The sequence below is a fragment of the Paraburkholderia sp. 22098 genome (genome assembly GCF_052045935.1).
Classification (GTDB): Bacteria; Pseudomonadota; Gammaproteobacteria; order Burkholderiales; family Burkholderiaceae; genus Paraburkholderia; species Paraburkholderia caledonica.
This window is the reverse complement of record NZ_JBQEPV010000006.1, coordinates 98,266-115,495: the sequence shown is the minus strand read 5'-3', so window position 1 is coordinate 115,495 and position 17,230 is coordinate 98,266. Positions and strand designations below refer to the sequence as shown.

General features: G+C 60.5%; 17 protein-coding genes. 10 read left to right on the top strand and 7 right to left on the bottom strand.

Annotated features, from left to right (window positions below):
• Positions 1 to 29 precede the first annotated feature (29 nt).
• From ACTJLB_RS14450 to ACTJLB_RS14440, 3 genes are all read right to left on the bottom strand, one after another.
• Positions 30 to 1,112: a tyrosine-type recombinase/integrase gene (locus ACTJLB_RS14450; RefSeq protein ID WP_440783661.1), complete on the bottom strand. Its 1,083-nt coding sequence runs from the start codon at positions 1,110 to 1,112 to the stop codon at positions 30 to 32.
• A 55-nt stretch (positions 1,113 to 1,167) separates the two neighbouring features.
• Positions 1,168 to 1,566, bottom strand: a complete 399-nt coding sequence (locus ACTJLB_RS14445) for a DUF2471 family protein (RefSeq protein ID WP_087751898.1) — start codon at positions 1,564 to 1,566, stop codon at positions 1,168 to 1,170.
• A 122-nt stretch (positions 1,567 to 1,688) separates the two neighbouring features.
• A complete protein-coding gene (locus tag ACTJLB_RS14440; RefSeq protein WP_020068638.1) occupies positions 1,689 to 2,327 on the bottom strand; it encodes a helix-turn-helix domain-containing protein in 639 nt (212 codons plus the stop codon).
• Between the two features lie 164 nt (positions 2,328 to 2,491).
• On the opposite strand from ACTJLB_RS14440, the gene ACTJLB_RS14435 reads away from it, so the two are divergent.
• Both ACTJLB_RS14435 and tdh read left to right on the top strand, forming a co-directional pair.
• Positions 2,492 to 3,691, top strand: coding sequence for a glycine C-acetyltransferase (locus tag ACTJLB_RS14435; RefSeq protein WP_020068637.1), 1,200 nt, complete (start codon positions 2,492 to 2,494; stop codon positions 3,689 to 3,691).
• Positions 3,692 to 3,703: 12 nt separating this feature from the next.
• Positions 3,704 to 4,735 carry an L-threonine 3-dehydrogenase gene (gene tdh / locus ACTJLB_RS14430; protein ID WP_440783660.1) on the top strand — a complete coding sequence of 344 codons (1,032 nt, stop codon included), beginning with the start codon at positions 3,704 to 3,706 and terminating at the stop codon, positions 4,733 to 4,735.
• A gap of 48 nt (positions 4,736 to 4,783) precedes the next feature.
• On the opposite strand, the gene ACTJLB_RS14425 is transcribed toward tdh, so the two are convergent.
• Positions 4,784 to 5,434, bottom strand: coding sequence for a YceI family protein (locus ACTJLB_RS14425; protein WP_440783659.1), 651 nt, complete (start codon positions 5,432 to 5,434; stop codon positions 4,784 to 4,786).
• A gap of 108 nt (positions 5,435 to 5,542) precedes the next feature.
• On the opposite strand from ACTJLB_RS14425, the gene ACTJLB_RS14420 reads away from it, so the two are divergent.
• From ACTJLB_RS14420 to ACTJLB_RS14410, 3 genes are all read left to right on the top strand, one after another.
• A complete protein-coding gene (locus ACTJLB_RS14420; RefSeq protein ID WP_440783658.1) occupies positions 5,543 to 6,238 on the top strand; it encodes a TetR/AcrR family transcriptional regulator in 696 nt (231 codons plus the stop codon).
• 40 nt (positions 6,239 to 6,278) lie between these two features.
• Complete coding sequence (locus tag ACTJLB_RS14415; RefSeq protein ID WP_020068633.1) at positions 6,279 to 6,758, top strand: nuclear transport factor 2 family protein; 480 nt, start codon at positions 6,279 to 6,281, stop codon at positions 6,756 to 6,758.
• Between the two features lie 217 nt (positions 6,759 to 6,975).
• Complete coding sequence (locus ACTJLB_RS14410) at positions 6,976 to 7,506, top strand: hypothetical protein (RefSeq protein ID WP_087751903.1); 531 nt, start codon at positions 6,976 to 6,978, stop codon at positions 7,504 to 7,506.
• 22 nt (positions 7,507 to 7,528) lie between these two features.
• On the opposite strand, the gene ACTJLB_RS14405 is transcribed toward ACTJLB_RS14410, so the two are convergent.
• Positions 7,529 to 7,915 (bottom strand): nuclear transport factor 2 family protein, encoded by a 387-nt coding sequence (locus ACTJLB_RS14405; RefSeq protein ID WP_088175446.1) that lies wholly within the window; start codon positions 7,913 to 7,915, stop codon positions 7,529 to 7,531.
• A 589-nt stretch (positions 7,916 to 8,504) separates the two neighbouring features.
• Between ACTJLB_RS14405 and ACTJLB_RS14400 the strand changes: the two genes are divergently transcribed.
• The 5 genes from ACTJLB_RS14400 (at position 8,505) to ACTJLB_RS14380 (ending at position 14,440) form a co-directional block, all read left to right on the top strand.
• Complete coding sequence (locus ACTJLB_RS14400) at positions 8,505 to 9,722, top strand: diguanylate cyclase domain-containing protein (RefSeq protein WP_440783657.1); 1,218 nt, start codon at positions 8,505 to 8,507, stop codon at positions 9,720 to 9,722.
• Between the two features lie 619 nt (positions 9,723 to 10,341).
• Positions 10,342 to 12,732, top strand: coding sequence for a HAMP domain-containing protein (locus ACTJLB_RS14395; RefSeq protein WP_440783656.1), 2,391 nt, complete (start codon positions 10,342 to 10,344; stop codon positions 12,730 to 12,732).
• Between the two features lie 43 nt (positions 12,733 to 12,775).
• Complete coding sequence (locus ACTJLB_RS14390; protein ID WP_440783817.1) at positions 12,776 to 13,510, top strand: methyl-accepting chemotaxis protein; 735 nt, start codon at positions 12,776 to 12,778, stop codon at positions 13,508 to 13,510.
• Positions 13,507 to 14,046: a hypothetical protein gene (locus ACTJLB_RS14385; RefSeq protein WP_310356341.1), complete on the top strand. Its 540-nt coding sequence runs from the start codon at positions 13,507 to 13,509 to the stop codon at positions 14,044 to 14,046. The genes ACTJLB_RS14390 and ACTJLB_RS14385 overlap by 4 nt, the downstream gene beginning before the upstream one ends.
• A 28-nt stretch (positions 14,047 to 14,074) precedes the next feature.
• Entirely contained in the window at positions 14,075 to 14,440 is a 366-nt protein-coding gene (locus ACTJLB_RS14380) for a response regulator (RefSeq protein ID WP_020068625.1), read from the top strand.
• Positions 14,441 to 15,103: 663 nt separating this feature from the next.
• Here ACTJLB_RS14380 and ACTJLB_RS14375 read toward each other — a convergent pair.
• Both ACTJLB_RS14375 and ACTJLB_RS14370 read right to left on the bottom strand, forming a co-directional pair.
• Positions 15,104 to 15,862, bottom strand: coding sequence for an SDR family oxidoreductase (locus tag ACTJLB_RS14375; RefSeq protein ID WP_440783655.1), 759 nt, complete (start codon positions 15,860 to 15,862; stop codon positions 15,104 to 15,106).
• An 85-nt stretch (positions 15,863 to 15,947) separates the two neighbouring features.
• Positions 15,948 to 16,910, bottom strand: coding sequence for a GlxA family transcriptional regulator (locus ACTJLB_RS14370; RefSeq protein WP_440783654.1), 963 nt, complete (start codon positions 16,908 to 16,910; stop codon positions 15,948 to 15,950).
• Positions 16,911 to 17,230 lie beyond the last annotated feature (320 nt).

Genomic DNA, 17,230 nt, shown 5'->3' with positions numbered 1-17,230 from the left:
GAAATTCGGGAGGCCAAACGTGAGAGGTTTCAGGACTCCGCCGCACCCGGCGTCCTCGTGAAACGCCCGTTCATGCGAGGTTCTGGCAACAGCGGCGCGGCGGGATCCGGTTCGAGTATGGCGTCTGGATTCTGCTGTTTCGTCCATGTTTGCCAGGCTCGATAGAGACGATTCGCAGACACGGCCTGCACAAATCCGAGCCATTGTCCGACGAGTTCCGCCTCTACTCCGCTTTCGAACAGATCAGCAGCGAACGTGTTGCGCAAGGTTTGCGGACTGGCGCGCGATGTACGCGACGCCGCGATGCCTGCCGCTTCGATGAGTGCATCGACGGCACGAAGCATGGTTGCCTTGTGCATCGGCCTGCCTGAAGGCGACGCAGGAAAAATCAGATCGCCGGCGAGGTCCGCCAGGCGCCGCTCGGCGAGCCATGCTTCGAGTATCGCCGACGCGAAAGGCGCTAGCCGAGTGCGCCGCATGAGCGCTGGGTTTGTCGGCTCAATCGTCAACCACGGCGAGCCGGGTGCCGCGCAACTAACCGCCAAGGCGGCGGCCTCGCCGGTTTTCAGTCCACCGCCGAGAAACACTGCGATCAATGCGCGGTCGCGCCGTTCTTTCCAGCGCTGCGCTTTAGACAGTCCCTGTAGCGGCGAAAACAGATGCGCGATCAATGCAGCCCGTTCGGCATGATGAAGAAAACCGGTCGGCTCGTTCTCGCGTGCGTTGCGCCACGCGGCTTCGCCATCCTGAGCGATGAAGCGAGCCGGATTGGTCGACGATGCTTCGACTTCACGCACATGATCCAGCACGCGCTCGATCAAACGTAGGTAACGCACACGCTGAGGCTTGCGAATATCCAGGCCGGCGACAAAGTCCGCGATGCTCTGCGTATCGACAGTAACCAGCGTCTTTTGACGCGCGGCCAACCACTCGAGAAAAAGTCCCCACTGCGCCTGATAAACCTGCGCTGACGAACGCCTGAAATGCTGCTTCGCAAGCCACGCGTCGAACGCGATTTGTGGATCGCGACGCCAGTCTTCGCGTTGCTGATCGAAAAGATCGGTGGATGGATCCGGGCGCGGAACCGGATCGGATAAATGAGGAGGCGACATGCGCGATCATTCAGTTAGTTGCGCACATTGTAGACTCGCCTGACCAGGCTGACGGTCAGTCGCCCCAAGCTCTTGCCCGTTTATGTGCGGCAGGTTGAGATGCGCGCGTCGCGGCGCTGCGAGCCGCCTGCTCATAAGCGGAGACTGCAAATGCAAACACCGCGGGCAGCGCGGTGGACGTGCCGAAGTCCACGCCCTCGTCGGTTTCGGGATAAGGAAGATCCGACGGACGTTGAAACAGACCGAGCATGATCGCGTCATGGCGGCTGGCAAATCCAAGATCAGCCAGCGCCTCCGCCTCGATTGCATGCAGCAGGCGCCAAGTGAGCGGCACTTGCTGCGCGATGTAGCGCGCAGCAATATTGCGGACGATATATTCGAGATCGCGCGCCGCGGTCTGATAGCGCAGCGCGGCCAGAGCGCGGTCGGTTGTCTCGGTCGTCAGGTCGTTCATTATCGGCTCCAATCGATACCCTGTACTGTACAAATATACAGTGTTCGACGCAACCTTTCACACTTCCCGACTCAGCCGGCGACCCCTCACGGTTGAAAAGATTCTAACGGTGAGTCAGCCGGTCAGCCGTGGATCACCACCAGCAGCGCTTTTGCCTCGCCCTTGCCCACATTGCGGATCGCGTGCGGCTCGTCCGCCACATAGCGCGCAGTGTCCGCAGCTTTCAGGCGCCTGGCGGTGCCGGCTGCCTCAATCTCAATCGATCCTTGCAGCACCGTCAGATGTTCACGCGTGCCGGGCTCGTGCGCATTGGACACCAGCGCCCCGCCCGGTTGAAGCGTCAACTCGTACCACTCGAATTTGCCGGCCAACTCGATCGGCCCCCACACCCGCAGTTGATACTTCGCATCGTGCCCGCTCAACGTGGGGATTTCGTGCGGACCGGCAACGGCGATCGCTTCCGGCGTCTTTTGCGGCGCGAACAGCGAATCGAGGCTCACTCCCAGCGCGTTGGTCAACCGCCAGGCCACCGCGATCGTCGGATTGGCCTTGTCGCGTTCAATCTCCGAAAGCATCGACTTCGATACGCCGGCCGCACGCGACAGATCGTCGAGCGTCATGCGCCGTTCTGCGCGCAAGCGCTGAATTTGCTCCCCGACGCGCGGCGGCGCCGCGATCGCAGGAGCCGCGACTGCATGGGGAGCGGACGCCGCGCCTGCCGCCGCACGGCGATTACCCGAGCTTGCCATTTCCAGATCCATCGTTTAGAGTTGTTCGACATACCGGATTTTAGTTCGGAAAAACGAAAAAATCCGATAAAACTGACAGCCGACTATAGCAGGTCGCTTCGTGGCCGCCCATGTCGCGCGTGCCCAAAGCGGTGGAAGTCTCGCACTCGCCTATCACCCATTCAGGAGCCCGGTTCATGCGTGAACAATATCTCGCCCATCTGCGCGGCACTTTGGAGCAGATCCGCGCCGACGGTTTTTACAAGAGCGAGCGCGTGATCGCCAGCCCGCAATCGGCCGACATTCGTCTTGCCAACGGCACAGGCGTGCTGAATTTTTGCGCGAACAACTATCTGGGACTCGCCGACGACGCACGGCTCATCGAGGCGGCGAAGCAAGGCCTGGACAACGACGGCTTCGGCATGGCGTCGGTGCGTTTCATTTGCGGCACTCAGACCGTGCACAAGCAACTCGAAAGCGCGCTCGCCGAATTTCTGCAAACCGACGACTGCATTCTCTATTCGAGTTGTTTCGATGCCAACGGCGGTCTCTTCGAAACGCTGCTCGACGAAAACGACGCCATTATCAGCGACGAGTTGAATCACGCGAGCATCATCGACGGCGTGCGGCTTTCGAAGGCGAAGCGCTTCCGCTACAAGAACAACGATCTCGCCGATCTCGAAGCGAAACTACAAGAGGCAGACGCCGCAGGCGCGCGCTACAAGCTGATCGCCACCGACGGCGTGTTTTCAATGGACGGCATCATCGCCGACCTCGCCGGCATATGCGATCTCGCGGACCGTTACGGCGCGCTCGTGATGGTCGACGACTCGCACGCCGTTGGGTTTGTCGGTGAACACGGACGCGGCACACCAGAGCATTGTGGAGTGCTGTCGCGCGTCGACATCATTACTGGCACGCTCGGCAAGGCACTCGGCGGCGCATCGGGCGGCTATGTCGCCGCGCGCAAAGAAATTGTGGACTTGCTGCGGCAGCGTTCGCGCCCCTATCTGTTCTCCAACACGCTGACGCCGAGCATCGCGGCGGCATCGCTGAAAGTGCTCGAACTACTCGCAAGCGACGAAGGCGCACAGCTACGCGAGCGCGTGCGTAAGAACGGCGCACACTTTCGCGACAAGATGAGCGCGCTTGGATTCACGCTCGTGCCTGGGGAACACCCAATCATTCCAGTGATGCTCGGCGACGCACAACTTGCTTCGAAAATGGCCGATGCGTTACTGAACGAAGGCGTCTACGTGATCGGCTTTTCGTTCCCGGTCGTACCGAAAGGCCGCGCGCGCATCCGAACGCAAATGAGCGCCGCGCATACAACAGAACAGATCGACCGCGCGGTGGATGCATTCGCGCGCGTCGGCCGCGAACTTGGTGTCATCTGAAACGGGACGCATATGAAAGCATTGGCAAAACTCGAGCGCGCGCCCGGTCTCACGCTCACTGACGTCAAAGTGCCCGAAGTCGGCCATAACGACGTGATGGTCCGTATCAAGCGCACCGCTATTTGCGGCACCGACATTCATATCTGGAAGTGGGACGACTGGGCGCAAAAAACCATTCCTGTGCCAATGCATGTCGGCCATGAGTATGTCGGCGAGATCGTCGAAATGGGCGCGGAAGTGCGCGGCTTTTCGATTGGTGACCGCGTGTCGGGCGAAGGTCACATTACCTGCGGGTTCTGCCGCAACTGTCGCGCCGGGCGTCGGCATCTGTGTCGTAACACGGTGGGAGTCGGCGTAAATCGCGAGGGTGCGTTCGCCGAATATCTGGTGATTCCGGCGTTCAACGCGTTCAAGATTCCGCCCGAGATCTCCGACGACCTCGCGGCGATCTTCGATCCGTTCGGCAATGCCACGCACACCGCGCTATCGTTCAATCTGGTCGGCGAAGACGTGCTGATCACGGGTGCCGGGCCGATCGGCATCATGGCCGTGGCGATTGCGAAGCACGTGGGAGCGCGCAACGTCGTGATTACCGATATCAACGATTATCGGCTCGGACTCGCTCGTAAGATGGGCGCGACGCGTGCCGTGAACGTCTCTCGTGAATCGTTGCGCGACGTGATGGCCGATTTGCACATGGCCGAAGGTTTCGATGTTGGCCTGGAAATGTCCGGCGTTCCAGGCGCGTTCACCGGCATGCTCGAAGCAATGAACCACGGCGGCAAGATCGCGCTGCTCGGTATTCCGCCCGCCCAAACGGCGATCGACTGGAACCAGGTGATTTTCAAAGGCCTTGAAATCAAGGGCATTTACGGACGTGAGATGTTCGAGACCTGGTACAAGATGGTCGCGATGCTGCAAAGCGGTCTCGACCTGTCGCCGATCCTCACGCACCATTTCAAGGTCGACGACTATCAGCAAGCGTTCGCGACCATGCTGTCCGGCGAAAGCGGCAAGGTCATTCTCGACTGGACCTCGGCATAACACACACGTGGCGCAATGCGCGCCGCGTCAGACACGCCCGCAGCGTGCTCAAGCGCCTGCGGGCGTTTTGTCGAACTCGGCCTGAATTCGCACGTGAATGTCGTCGCCGACCGCTGGATACCATGTCGCGAGCCCAAACTTCGCGCGGCTGATATGCCCTTCTGCGGAAAAACCCAGCGTGTCTTTTTTCGTTAGCGGGTCGGGTGCAAAACCGTTGAAGGTGACGTCGAGCGTGACGGGTTGCGTTACGCCATGAATGGTCAGATCGCCGGTCAACGCGCCGCGAGCTTCGCCGGTGCGCTCGAATTTCGTACTGACGAAACGGATCTCCGGATAGCGCTCCACGTCTAGCAGGCTCGGGCTTTTCACCATTTTGTCGAGAAGCGGCACATTCGTGTCAATGCTCGCGGCGTCGATCGTAACGGACACACTACTCCGCTCCAGCCCGCCTTCATTCCAGTCCAACTGCCCCGTCTTGCGATCAAAGCGCATCGTAAAGCGCGAATACTTGAAGTGTTCGACGTCGAACGTGATGCTGCAATGGTCATGGTCGAGATCGTAGCGCCCAACCGGTACGCGCGCCTCATTCTGGCTGACGGAATGTGTGAGCACTTGCAATGGCGTGCAAGCCGTTGCAAAGAGAAAGCTTGCAGCGAGCAAAGCGCGCACGACAAAGGCGCGGGCGACAAATGTCTTCATCAAATAGCTTCCGGTTGACTCATCCCGATCAAGATAACAGTTAGCGGTAGCCGCACGCAAAATGGGGAAAAACTTGACGAGGGAGAATGATCGTTCTACTCTTCGCACATGGCTACTCATATTCGCATTGAAGAAGCGGCGACGCCCAGCCCACGTGAGCGACTGCTAGACGCCGCGGAAGCGTTGATCTACGCCGGAGGCATACACGCAACCGGCGTGGATGCGATCGTCAAGCAGTCAGGAACCGCGCGTAAAAGCTTCTACACACATTTCGAATCGAAAGACGCGCTCGTCGCGGCCGCGCTGGAACGACGCGACGAACGCTGGATGAACTGGTTCATCGCGGGCACGCAGCAGCGCGGCGGCACGAGCGCGCGCAAACGCCTGCTTGGCATGTTCGATGTATTGCGCGAATGGTTCGCGTCGGAGAACTTTCACGGCTGTGCGTTTTTGAACGCGGCCGGCGAAATCGCTTCGGCAGAAGACCCGATCCGTGTCGTCGCGCGGGAACACAAGGAACGTTTGCTTGCATTTGTGCGAACGCAATGCGAGCAGTTCGTCGCGCAAGAGAACGTGGATGCAAGGCGCGCCGCGCGTTTGTCGCGGCAATGGCTAGTGTTGCTCGATGGTGCGATCGCTGTCGCACTGGTTAGCGGCGAGCCTGATGCCGCGCTCGACGCGCAAGCCGTCGCTCAAACTTTGCTCGACGCTGAATCAGGCGGCGAGCCCAAGACGTCCTCAAGCAGGAAAGCCTCACCTCGATCTGCAAGTAAGTCCCTGCCTTCCAGGCGGACCGCAACCTGACCGTAACCTCACCGCAATCTGACCACTAGCGAGGAATCTCATGGCCGATCAAATCGAAAGCCGCCCGCCGCTGCCGCCGTTCACGCGCGAAACCGCGATCCAGAAAGTACGCGCCGCTGAAGACGGCTGGAACACCCGCGATCCCGAACGCGTGTCGCTCGCGTACACGCCGGACAGCGTGTGGCGCAACCGCGCCGAGTTCACGCATGGCCGCGCGGAAATCGTCGGGCTGTTGCGCCGCAAGTGGGCGAAGGAGCTGGACTATCGTTTGATCAAGGAGTTGTGGGCATTCACCGACAACCGCATTGCCGTGCGCTTTGCCTACGAATGGCATGACGACTCGAACAACTGGTTCCGCTCGTATGGCAACGAGAATTGGGAGTTCGACGAAAACGGATTGATGGCGCGCCGTCACGCCAGCATCAATGATCTTCCGATTCGTGAAGCGGACCGGCTGTATCACTGGCCGCTTGGCCGCCGTCCCGACGATCATCCCGGTCTCTCCGATCTCGGCCTCTAGACATTTCCACGCAACGTGAAGGCGGGCGCGTCGCCTTCACCGCTTTGCCATCAGTCCTCCGTTATGGTTGTGCTGCCGCTTTCCGGCACGTCTTGTGCCCGCAAGCCCGAGTGCGTCTTCAACATCGCATGAGTGGCTTGCGGTACAGTGCGCGACGGGCGGCACGCACAAAAACCAAACAGCATCACGCCGGCGCTCGACCGGTGGTGGAGAGGACATGCATCTTCGGCAGATCAGTAAGGACATCCGCAAGCACATCAGTCACACATTGTTCGCGCTCGTCGCGGGCCTCGCTGGGACATCGGCGGCGCACGCGGGCAGCTGGTGCGACGGCGGCGTTTGGGTCGACGCCATGCTCGGCTCGTATCACATCAATCCCGACCCGGACAAGCATTTCGAGCAGTTCAATCCGGGGCTTGGCGTCGAATGCTGGCTCAACAATCAATGGGCGCTGACGGCGGGCGGCTTTCGCAATTCGCTGCGCCGGCCGTCGTACTACGGCGGCGGCGTCTGGTCACCCGATTTCCTGCATTGGGGCATTGTGCGAATCGCGGCGATGGGCGGCATCATCTCCGGCTACAACTACGGCAACTGGGGACTCGGCCGCGACCATACGATTGGGCCAGTGCTCGCCCCGCTCGTCATGGTCGAGTACAAGCGCGTCGGTGCGAACTTCATCGTCATCCCGCCGATTCCATCCGACGACCTTCCGTTCACTATCGGCTTCCAGGTGAAGGTGAAGTTCTAGCCGCGACTCGTGCGATGTGAGGCTAGTGGCCGCCTCTCGTTGCCGTATCGAAGAACTCGACAAAACGCGTCAGCAAGCCGTTCTTGAGTGTCATGACGTGAATCCACTCGCTTTCAACGGCTTCGCCCGTCGATCGGATCGTGCCCTTCACGAAGCCTAGTGTGACGATATCGTCCCCCGCGTCGATATATTCGCGCGGTTCGAATACTGCGATGTCGTCGCTTTCCGCGAGCGACTTGAAGAACGCGGAGACCTCGTTCTTGTTGCGGCATTCTCTTGGAAACGGCAGCGACGCGGGTCCAACGACACGCCATTCAACGTCGTCCGCGATGACCTCGAGTATCGCGGGAATGTCGCCCCGCTGAAACGCCTCGTACGCACCTTTGACGACTGAGAGATTCGTGCTCATTGCTGTCTCCTTCAAAAGATCATATGAGTGGACGGGGCTGTTGTGCAGGGCGATCTGCGCCTGCGCTCAACCGCCGGCGTCGGCCAAGGTTGTGCACTAGCGGTCTCGGATCAGGCGTGCGGAGCTTATGAAAAGTCTGTTTGGAGCGCGCCGCAACTGGTTGCGGATTCGCTGGTGGCTCTATGAAAAATAGGCAAAGTTGTCAGCGAAGTGAAGCCTTATTCGCAAGGCCTTGGTAAGCCTTCTTTTGATTACATGCACCACACACGCACGCCTCGGCAAAGCTGTATGACGTGCACTTCCAAGCATTATTTGAGCGTCACGCAGGTAGTGCAGGAATAATTCTTCAGTGGAAATTTTCGCCGTTCCCAGTGATCACGTCGCCGCGTTTGCCGGCAGACCGCAACTGCCGTGATGAGCGCAAGGACGCGCGGGTAGCGAGCAGTTCGTCTGTTTGACAAAACGGCGAACGTCGAACGTCGAACGATAAGCGGCCCTGGCGGTCCACTTGCCCACCCTGACGGGAAGCCGCCACGGCTCTCCAGTATGATTGCAAGCTTCCCATCACCCTCACCGCCCTGGAGCTCTTGTGACCGCGCGTCTGTTTCGCTCCGCGAAAGCCGATCGTAACCGTTTCATCGTGCTGTACGTCAGCATGGCCATTGGCTTGCTGGTTGCCGCCGGCCTCTTCGTGTATGAAGCGAGGATCATCGTTGCCGACGGTTTGCGCGACGAAGAAGCGTTTGCCGTGCTCGGCGCAGCCAACCGCGTGCTGCACGATCTGGAGAACGCGGAGACCGGTCAGCGCGGCTATCTGCTGACAGGCGACGAAAGTTACCTCGTACCTTACCGCGAGGGCATTCGTGATCTCGACGACACCGTGCTGCGCTTGCAGCAGGTGGCGGGCAGCGACGAGAGATCTCTCGAACTCGTGCGCCGTGTCGAGCACGCGAAGACCGACAAGGTGACGGAACTTGCGCGCACCATCGAGCTGGCTCGCAGCGGCAATCGCATCGCTGCCGTCGCACTCGTGCAGACGAACGAAGGCAAGCTTTACATGGACGGTCTGCGCCAGGACCTTAGTCTGTTGCTGCACGACTGGCGTGAAAGACGAAGGGTGGCGACAGAAGACGCTCACCAGCGCCTGATGTTCGGAAGCGCTGCGCTAGTTGCTATCGCTGTGCTGGTGTGCTGCCTGATGGTTTATACGGTCTATATTCAGCGTCGTGCGTTCGCGAGGGTGCATGCGTATTCGAACGCACTCAATCAGCAGGCGGCGCAGGACACTTTGACGGGACTGCCGAACCGGCGCCGGCTGCTTTCCACCATCGACGCACTTTCGAACGATGCGGCCGCCGCCAAGCGCATCGCGCTGCTGTACCTCGACATAGACGGCTTCAAGAATGTGAATGACGCAATGGGCCACAGCGCCGGCGACGTACTGCTGCGTCGGCTCGCCGAATCGCTGCGCGCGGCGACGCGACAGAACGACATGCTCGCTCGTGTTGGCGGCGACGAGTTCGTTCTACTCGCGACGGATTGCGGTGACGACGCGAAGTTGAGGGAACTCGCCGACCGCCTGCTTTCAAGTGTTCGCGCTGTCGGTGACAAAGAGTATGGCGGTCGTTTTGCGATTGGCGTGAGTATCGGCATCGCCACCTTTCCCGACCGGGTTCAGACCATCGCAGGACTGCTAGACGTTGCGGACGCCGCCATGTATGTGGCCAAGCGCAGCGGCCGCTCCACTTACAGCTTCGGTTCATCGCCGGGACCGGGGCTTTCGAATGTCGTCAAGCTGGCGAGATAACGCGTCGCACGGCGGAAGATTGTTCAAGCATACCGCCGTCAAAGGTGAGCAATTCCAGGATGGTGAGGAATTCCAGGAGACGGCATCACCTTTGATCTTTCGCACACAAAGGTGAGACGTTCCAGGAGACGATGCCATGTCCCCAATGGTGAGTCGTCCCAGGATTTACGCCGCACCGTTGAGCGCCCCACGCGGCGTTGTCACCTGGCGTCACGCGTAAAGGTGAGGAGTTCCAGGAGGTTGCCGCAAAGGTGAGCGATTCCAGGAGGTGCCTGACTGTTGCACTCGCCTATATCCGGGAGGTGAGGTAGCCACGCCGCTGTTCGCACCTTTAACGATGTGGTGAGGATATTCGGGAGCTCCCCAGACTCGATCCCGCCTTCCGCCTTCGGTTTGATAAATGTCGACATGCGAACGCAACGGACGCCCCCCAACGGCATAGCCGCCGAAAACTTGAGAAATAAAAAGTGCGGCTCCGAATGCGAAGTTAAGTCTGTAGTCATCGCTTAGTAACACGGGTCGGCAATACTCGGCAGCGCTGCAAGCAAGATCTCATGTCGCATAAAAAACGCGCTGCTCCAAACGAGGGCAGACGCGAAGGCCAGAACCCGGGGTTCACATGACTATCCGTCATCGCATTACTCTATTGGTTGTTTTAATGTTCGTCGCGTTGTCGGCGATCGGCGGTTACGCCGTCTATCAAACGCGCGGCAGCGCAGCCGAAGTGCGCAAGGTCACCGAAGGTGTGGTGCCAAGCGCGCTTGCTTCCGCCGACCTCGTATCTCAGGTCAAGGACGTTCAGCTCGCGACCATGACGCTTGTCTACGCGCCCGACGGCGCCGTTGTCGCGCAGGCGCAGGACGAACTGAAGAAGAAAAGAATCGCGCTCCAACAGGCGCTCGCCTTGCAGGCGAAAGACGCCGCGAGCCACGCGCAAAAGGGTCTCGTTTCGCAGGCCAACGACAGTCTCGACAACTACTTCTCCGCGATTGCCGAGACGGCGAAAATGAAAGCCGACGGCAAGAATGAGCTCGCGCAGGCGTATCTGTTTGCGAACGTCGCACAGTATCGGGACGAACTCGAGGGTATTGTCGAAACGCTGCGCGTGGAGAAGAACCGCGAGAAAGACGAAGCGATCACGACGCTGAACGCGACACTGGCGACCACGACGACGGCCATTGCTTTCGTGACCGGCATCGCGATTATTCTGCTGACTTCGATCGGCGCTTTGCTCTACCGTCAGATCACGCGGCCGCTCAGCCGCATGCAGGCCATGATGAGCGAGATCGCGTCCAGCCAGGACTTCACGCGCCGCGTGCCGGTGGGGCGGCTCGACGAGATCGGCCATTCGATCGTCGCCTTCAACGGCATGATCGAGAAGATCCAGGAAAGCTCGGCGCAACTCAAACAGAAAACCGCCGACATCCAGGCGATGTTGCAGAACATGCAACAGGGCATTCTGACGGTGATCGACGGCGCCGTGATCCACACGGAGTACTCGGCGTATCTGGAAGACATCTTCGAGACGAAGGACATTGCCGGGCGCGGACTCATGGACCTCGTGTTCTCAGATACCGATCTGGGCGCCGACGCGTTGTCGCAAGTCGACGCCGCCGCGCATGCGTGCCTTGGCGAAGACTGCATCAACTTCGCGTTCAATCAGCATTTGCTGGTCGGCGAGATTTCGAAGCGCATGCCCGATGGCCGCGTGAAAATACTCGACCTGAGCTGGTCCGCAATTACCGACGAAGACGACACCATTGTCCGCTTGATGCTTTGCGTGCGCGACGTGACCGAATTGCGCAAACTTGCTGCGGAAGCCAGCGAACAGCGCCGGCGCCTCGACATGATCGGCGAAATTCTGGCGGTCAGCGAAGAGAAGTTCCATCACTTCATCGAGAGCTCGGCCGGATTTATTAGCGAGAACGAGCGCATCATCCGCAAGCATTCGGAGGCCGACCACGCCGCGATTGCAGAGCTGTTCCGCAATATGCACACCATCAAGGGCAATGCGCGCACGTACAACCTGCAGCATCTGACCGATGTCGTTCACGAAACGGAGCAGAGCTATCACGAGTTGCGCCAACCCGACGCGGATCGCCCGTGGGATCAGGAGCATCTGATGCGGGAGTTGACGCGTGTGCGCGAGGCTATCGAAAGTTACGCGACGATCAACGAGCAAAGCCTTGGCCGAAAGGGCAAGGCGCAGCGAAACGACGCGGGCAACGCGGGCCGCTATGTGATGGTCGACAAGGAAGAGATGCAGCGCATCGTGAATCTGCTCGACGAGACGAATGCAAGCGAACTGCACGAACTTCAGGCGATGCAAAAGACACTGCGCCGCAATTTTCTCGCGCTCGGCAGCGAAAGCGTCCGCGATGCGCTGTCGGGCGTGCTGGGCTCGCTGCCGTCGCTCGCGAGCGAATTGGGCAAGCCTGCGCCGTCCGTGCATATCGCCGACAACGGCTACCGGCTGCGTGGCAAGTCGGCCGGCACGCTGAACAACGTCTTCATGCACTTGCTGCGCAACTCGATGGATCACGGCGTTGAATCCGCCGAAGCCCGCGCCGCGAAAGGCAAGACGCCGGCTGGCGCGATCTCGATCGAGGTCGGCGTGGATGGCGGCGCATTGCAGATCACGCTCAGCGACGACGGTCGCGGCCTCGCGCTGGAACGCATTCGCGGCATTGCGATGGAGCGCGGCTGGATCGGTCCCGACGAAACGCCGGGCGACGAAGCCATCGCCGAGTTGATTTTCCGTCCGGGCTTTTCGACCGCGGACACCGTCACCGCAGTGTCGGGCCGCGGCGTCGGCATGGATGCCGTGCGCGACTTCCTGAAGCGCGAAAACGGCAGCATCGAACTGCGCTTCACCGACGATCACAAGGGCGCGGCGTTTCGCCAATTCCAAACGATCGTGTGTCTGCCGGACAGCGCCGCCGTCGACACGCTCGGCACCGAGTCGCGTAACGAAGACGGCGAAGTTCGCGTCGGCGCAGTGACGCGCTGAGCATTTTTGCGCCGCACGCCGCGGCGTCCTTCAAGGAATGGTTGTGATTCAACAGTATCTATTGGCGGCGCTGGCGGGCAGCGCCGCGACCGCGTTGCTCGGGGTGGCCGCGCATCGGCTGTACGTTACGCGGCTGACCGCAAGGCTGCGTGCTGACGGGCAAGCGCAGATCAATTCACTCAGAGCCGGGCACGTCGCGCTCGACGCAGCAGCACACGAGCGCGAGCGGGCCGAGCATGAGCTGCAAACGCAGACCGCCCAATTGCGCGCCGAATTGATGGAAGGATCGGCAAGCGTCGACGAATTGCGCGCGACGCTCAAAAGCATTACCGAAGACAGGGAACAGTTGGCGCAGCAGGCGCGGCAACTTGCCAGCGAAGCCGCGCGCCTGAAAGGCCTGGGCGCTGCGTTCGAGCGTTGGCACGAGCAAATGATCTCGCTGATGACGCAGAACCACGACATGCACGCGAAGAATCAGGAGCTCTCATCCATCGTGCGGCATGTGGTGATCGTGTCGCTGAACGCGTCGATCGAAGCGGCACGCGCGGGTCCCGCCGGCCGCGGCTTTGCGGTGGTGGCGAGCGAAGTGCGCTCGCTCGCCGCGCGTTCCGAGGAATTGTCGAAGAGCTATCGCGACAGCCTGCATCGGAACGACTTGACCACGACTTCCACGTTTCAGGACATTCAGGCCGGCGGCAAGATGATTGCGGCGTCGCTTGCCAGTGTGGAGTCGATGGCCAGTCAGTTTCATTCGAAGCTGGACGAGGTGTCCGCGTGATTACGGCCCACGCCAAGGACAGCTTCGAGCGCATATTTCGCAAGGCCGCGCAGGCGCGCTTGCCGCTGAGTCCAGACGACCAGTGCGAGATCGTCCCGATCGCGCAAGCCGACACAGGCACGGCACACGGCACACAGGTCGTCGTACTGACCATTTCGTCGATCGTGTTCAGGCTGCTGCTGATTCTTCATTTCGACGAAAACGACAGCACGCGCGCGTACTACCTGAAGGAAGCCGACGAGCGGCCGTTTCAGGACGCGTTCCTGGAAATCTGCAATCTGTGTTGCGGCGCGATCAATCAGGAACTGCTGCGCTACTTCCCGGACCTCGGCATGTCGACGCCGTACGTGCTGAGCGCGCATTGCCTGCCGCATCTGCATGAGTTGAAGCCGGCGCTGCTGTCTTCGTATTCGGTGATGCTCGGCGGCACCGCGCGGCTTGGGGCGACGCTATGCGTTTGCGCGTATGCGCCTCTCGATTTTGTTGCAGACACGAGCGCCATTGAAGAAACCAGCGGTGAGCTGGAGCTGTTTTGATCTCTGACGGATTGATGAAGGGAAAGATATGTCGAAAATTCTGGTAGTGGACGACTCAGGCACGGTGCGCGACGAAGTGGCCGGCTTTCTGAAGAAGAATGGTCTCGACGTGGACACCGCGGTGGACGGCAAAGACGGCCTCGCGAAACTGAAGGCTAGTCCAGGCATCAAGCTCGTGATTAGCGACGTCAACATGCCGAACATGGACGGTCTCACTATGGTCGAGAAGATTCGCGGCGAACTCGCGAACAAGACGGTCAACGTCATCATGCTGACAACGGAAAGCAGCCCGGCGATGAAAGAGCGCGGCAAGGCGGCGGGTGTCAAAGGCTGGATCGTGAAGCCGTTCAAAGGCGACGCGGTTCTCGAGACGTTCCGCAAGCTTGCGAGTTGATGCACGAGCGCGACGGCAAAGGTGAGGCTTTTCGGGAGCGAGTCGGCGGCGGCTCGAAACGCTCGGCTAGCTCCGCTTCTTGCTGCAAAAACCGCAAAAATTCGCTAGACGTCCAGCCGACGCGGTAGTGCAAGCAGGCTCTTCGCCACGTGTCGCCCACGCAAAGGTGAGGGAATTCGGGAGTAGTCAGGACGTTGCATCGACCGTGAGCGGCCAAACTCAAACCGCCTCACCGTTCATGTAGTCGCACGATTCGCTGCCGACGACTCCTTCTCTATCGAATCGCGTGCTGCGGCTTCTTACCTGGGTATCCAGATCGTTAGCGCATCCGAAAGGTGAGAGTTTTCGGGAATCGTCTGTTTCTGGCAACCGGTGCCCCGCCCAGTATGGCTTTGCAGCCTGTCCCTTACTGCGAAAGGTGAGTGTTTTCGGGAGTTCGGAAAACGGCGACACCTGCGAAGTGTTGATCGCTTCGTACCGAAGGTGAGGTTTTTCGGGAGCGCGAGCTTCGCCTCCGATTCACCAGCGAGCAGCGAAGCAACGAGCAAAAATCCTCGAATAAAGAGCGTGATTCGCGCGATGACCCCGTCGCCAAGCCACAGGAATCATCGCCCCATGCACGCAAAGGTGAGGTTTTTCGGGAGCGACGATGCTCGCTACACGTCAAGCCGACTTCGCGATTTCGCGAATGTCGGCCACCGGCGTTTCACCGAATGCATCGCTAAGTGCGTAGTCGAGCAACTGAGCCGCGCATTGCTCGGGCGTGGAAAGCTGACCGGTGCGCTTGAGGTCCTCGAACTTCTCACGCATGGGGAACTGTTCGACGCCGGTTCCGCGAATCTCCGCCTGCATGTTCGTATCGATCACACCAGGCGCAAGACTGCAGATGCGCAACGCGCGGTTCGCGTCGAGCGAGACGGCGCGCGCATGGTGATCGAGCGCCGCCTTCGTCGCGCAGTAGATGCTCCAGCCGGCGTAAGCGTTGCGCGCCGCGCCGCTCGAAATATGCACGATGCGCCGACCGCTCGCGTGCGGACTCGCGGCGGCGAGTGCGCTCGCGAGCATTAGCGGCGTTGCCACGTTGAGGCTGACGGCAGTCGCAATGTCCACCACGTCCTGCCCCTCGATCGGACCGATTGGCTGCACCATGCCCGCGTTGTTGATCAGCAGGACAGTCTCTGCGCCGCTGACGAATGCGCGCAAAGCATCGGTCGTCAGCCATTCAGCAACGCGTGCTGTATCGGCAAGTGCGAGTTCGGTTTCTTCTAGCAGCGTGGAAAAGCGCTGTTTGAGCGATGCATGACGCGAGCGCGATAGACCGAGCACTGCGATATCGCGTGCAAGCAGTTGTTCAGCGAGCGCCGCGCCAAGGCCGCGCGTGTGTCCAGTGACGATCGCGCGAATCGGAGAAGAGGGGTTCATGTCGTTCCTTGAGCGTTGGCTTGAGCAGAGCGTTATCTTCTCACGCATGTTTTGCGCGCGCAGCGGCGCCGCTCATCGACGGTAATCAGGTGGCCCGAAAGCGCTCACGATATTGCATCGGCGTTGCGCCGATTCTTTTCATGAAGACGATCCGCATGCGCTCGGCCGTGCCGAAACCGCAATCGTAGGCGATCGTCTTGAGCGCAGCGCCGCTGCTTTCCAGCAGCTTGCGCGCTGCATCCACACGCGCGCGCTCGACAAACTCATGCGGCGTCACGCCCGTTTCCTGCACGAACACGCGCGCGAAATTACGGGCGCTCATTCCGGCGACGTCGGCGAGTTCTTTGACCGTAAAGCCTTCGTGGATGCGCTCCATGACATGCGCCTGGACTTTTGCGACCGGCGATGTTTCGTCGGCGGGTGCCGTGAGGTACGGGCTGAATTGCGACTGACCGCCTTGCCGCTGCGCGAAAACGACAAGCCGCTTCGCCACTGCGAGCGCAATGTGCGAACCATGGTCTTCGGCGACGAGTGCGAGCGACAGATCGATGCCCGCAGTCACGCCCGCCGACGTCACGAGTTGGCCATCGCGCAAATAAATGCGGTCGTAATCGACGCGCGCTTTCGGAAACTGGGTGGCGAGTTGGGCCGCATGTTGCCAATGTGTGGTGACGTTGCGTGCATCGAGCAGGCCCGCATGTCCTAGCGCGAAAGCGCCGGTGCAAATGGAACCGTAACGCGCGCATCGAGGCGCGACGTTGGTCAACCAGTCGAGCAACGGTGCAGCAGGCGGCTCACCTTCGGGCAGTGCAGGGCCGCCCGCGACCAACGCGAGATCGAACGGCTCGCGAGCGTGCTCGAACGTGGCGTCGGCGATTAACGTCATGCCGTTCGACGCGCGCAGCGGCGCTTGCTTTGCGCTCAGCAGTGTGACCTCGTAGCGCTCCTGTGGCGTGACGAAGCGGTTCGCTTCCGAGAACACATCGACAGGTCCGGCGACGTCGAGGGCCTGCACGCCGGGGAAAATCGCTATCGCGACGGTGGGCATCGAATGATTCCTTTGACGATGGGCGAACTGCGAGAGCCTTGGCAGCACGCCGCCGTGCGGTTGGCCGCGTTCGACCGGTCGCAGCGCTTATCGCAACAAGCGCGTTGTTGAATACTGAGGCCGATGGAACGACCATGGCGCCCCGCGGAATGACCGGCGATCCAGCATACCAAACGCGCTTTAGCGCTGCACGGCAAGCGGCTCTGTTGATTCGCACAATCACAGACTCGACTCATGGCCATGAATGCCCGCGTTGCCGCTGGGCGATCTCACCACGACAATTCAGGGCTCGGGCTGCGCGGCTGCATGTGGGATGATTA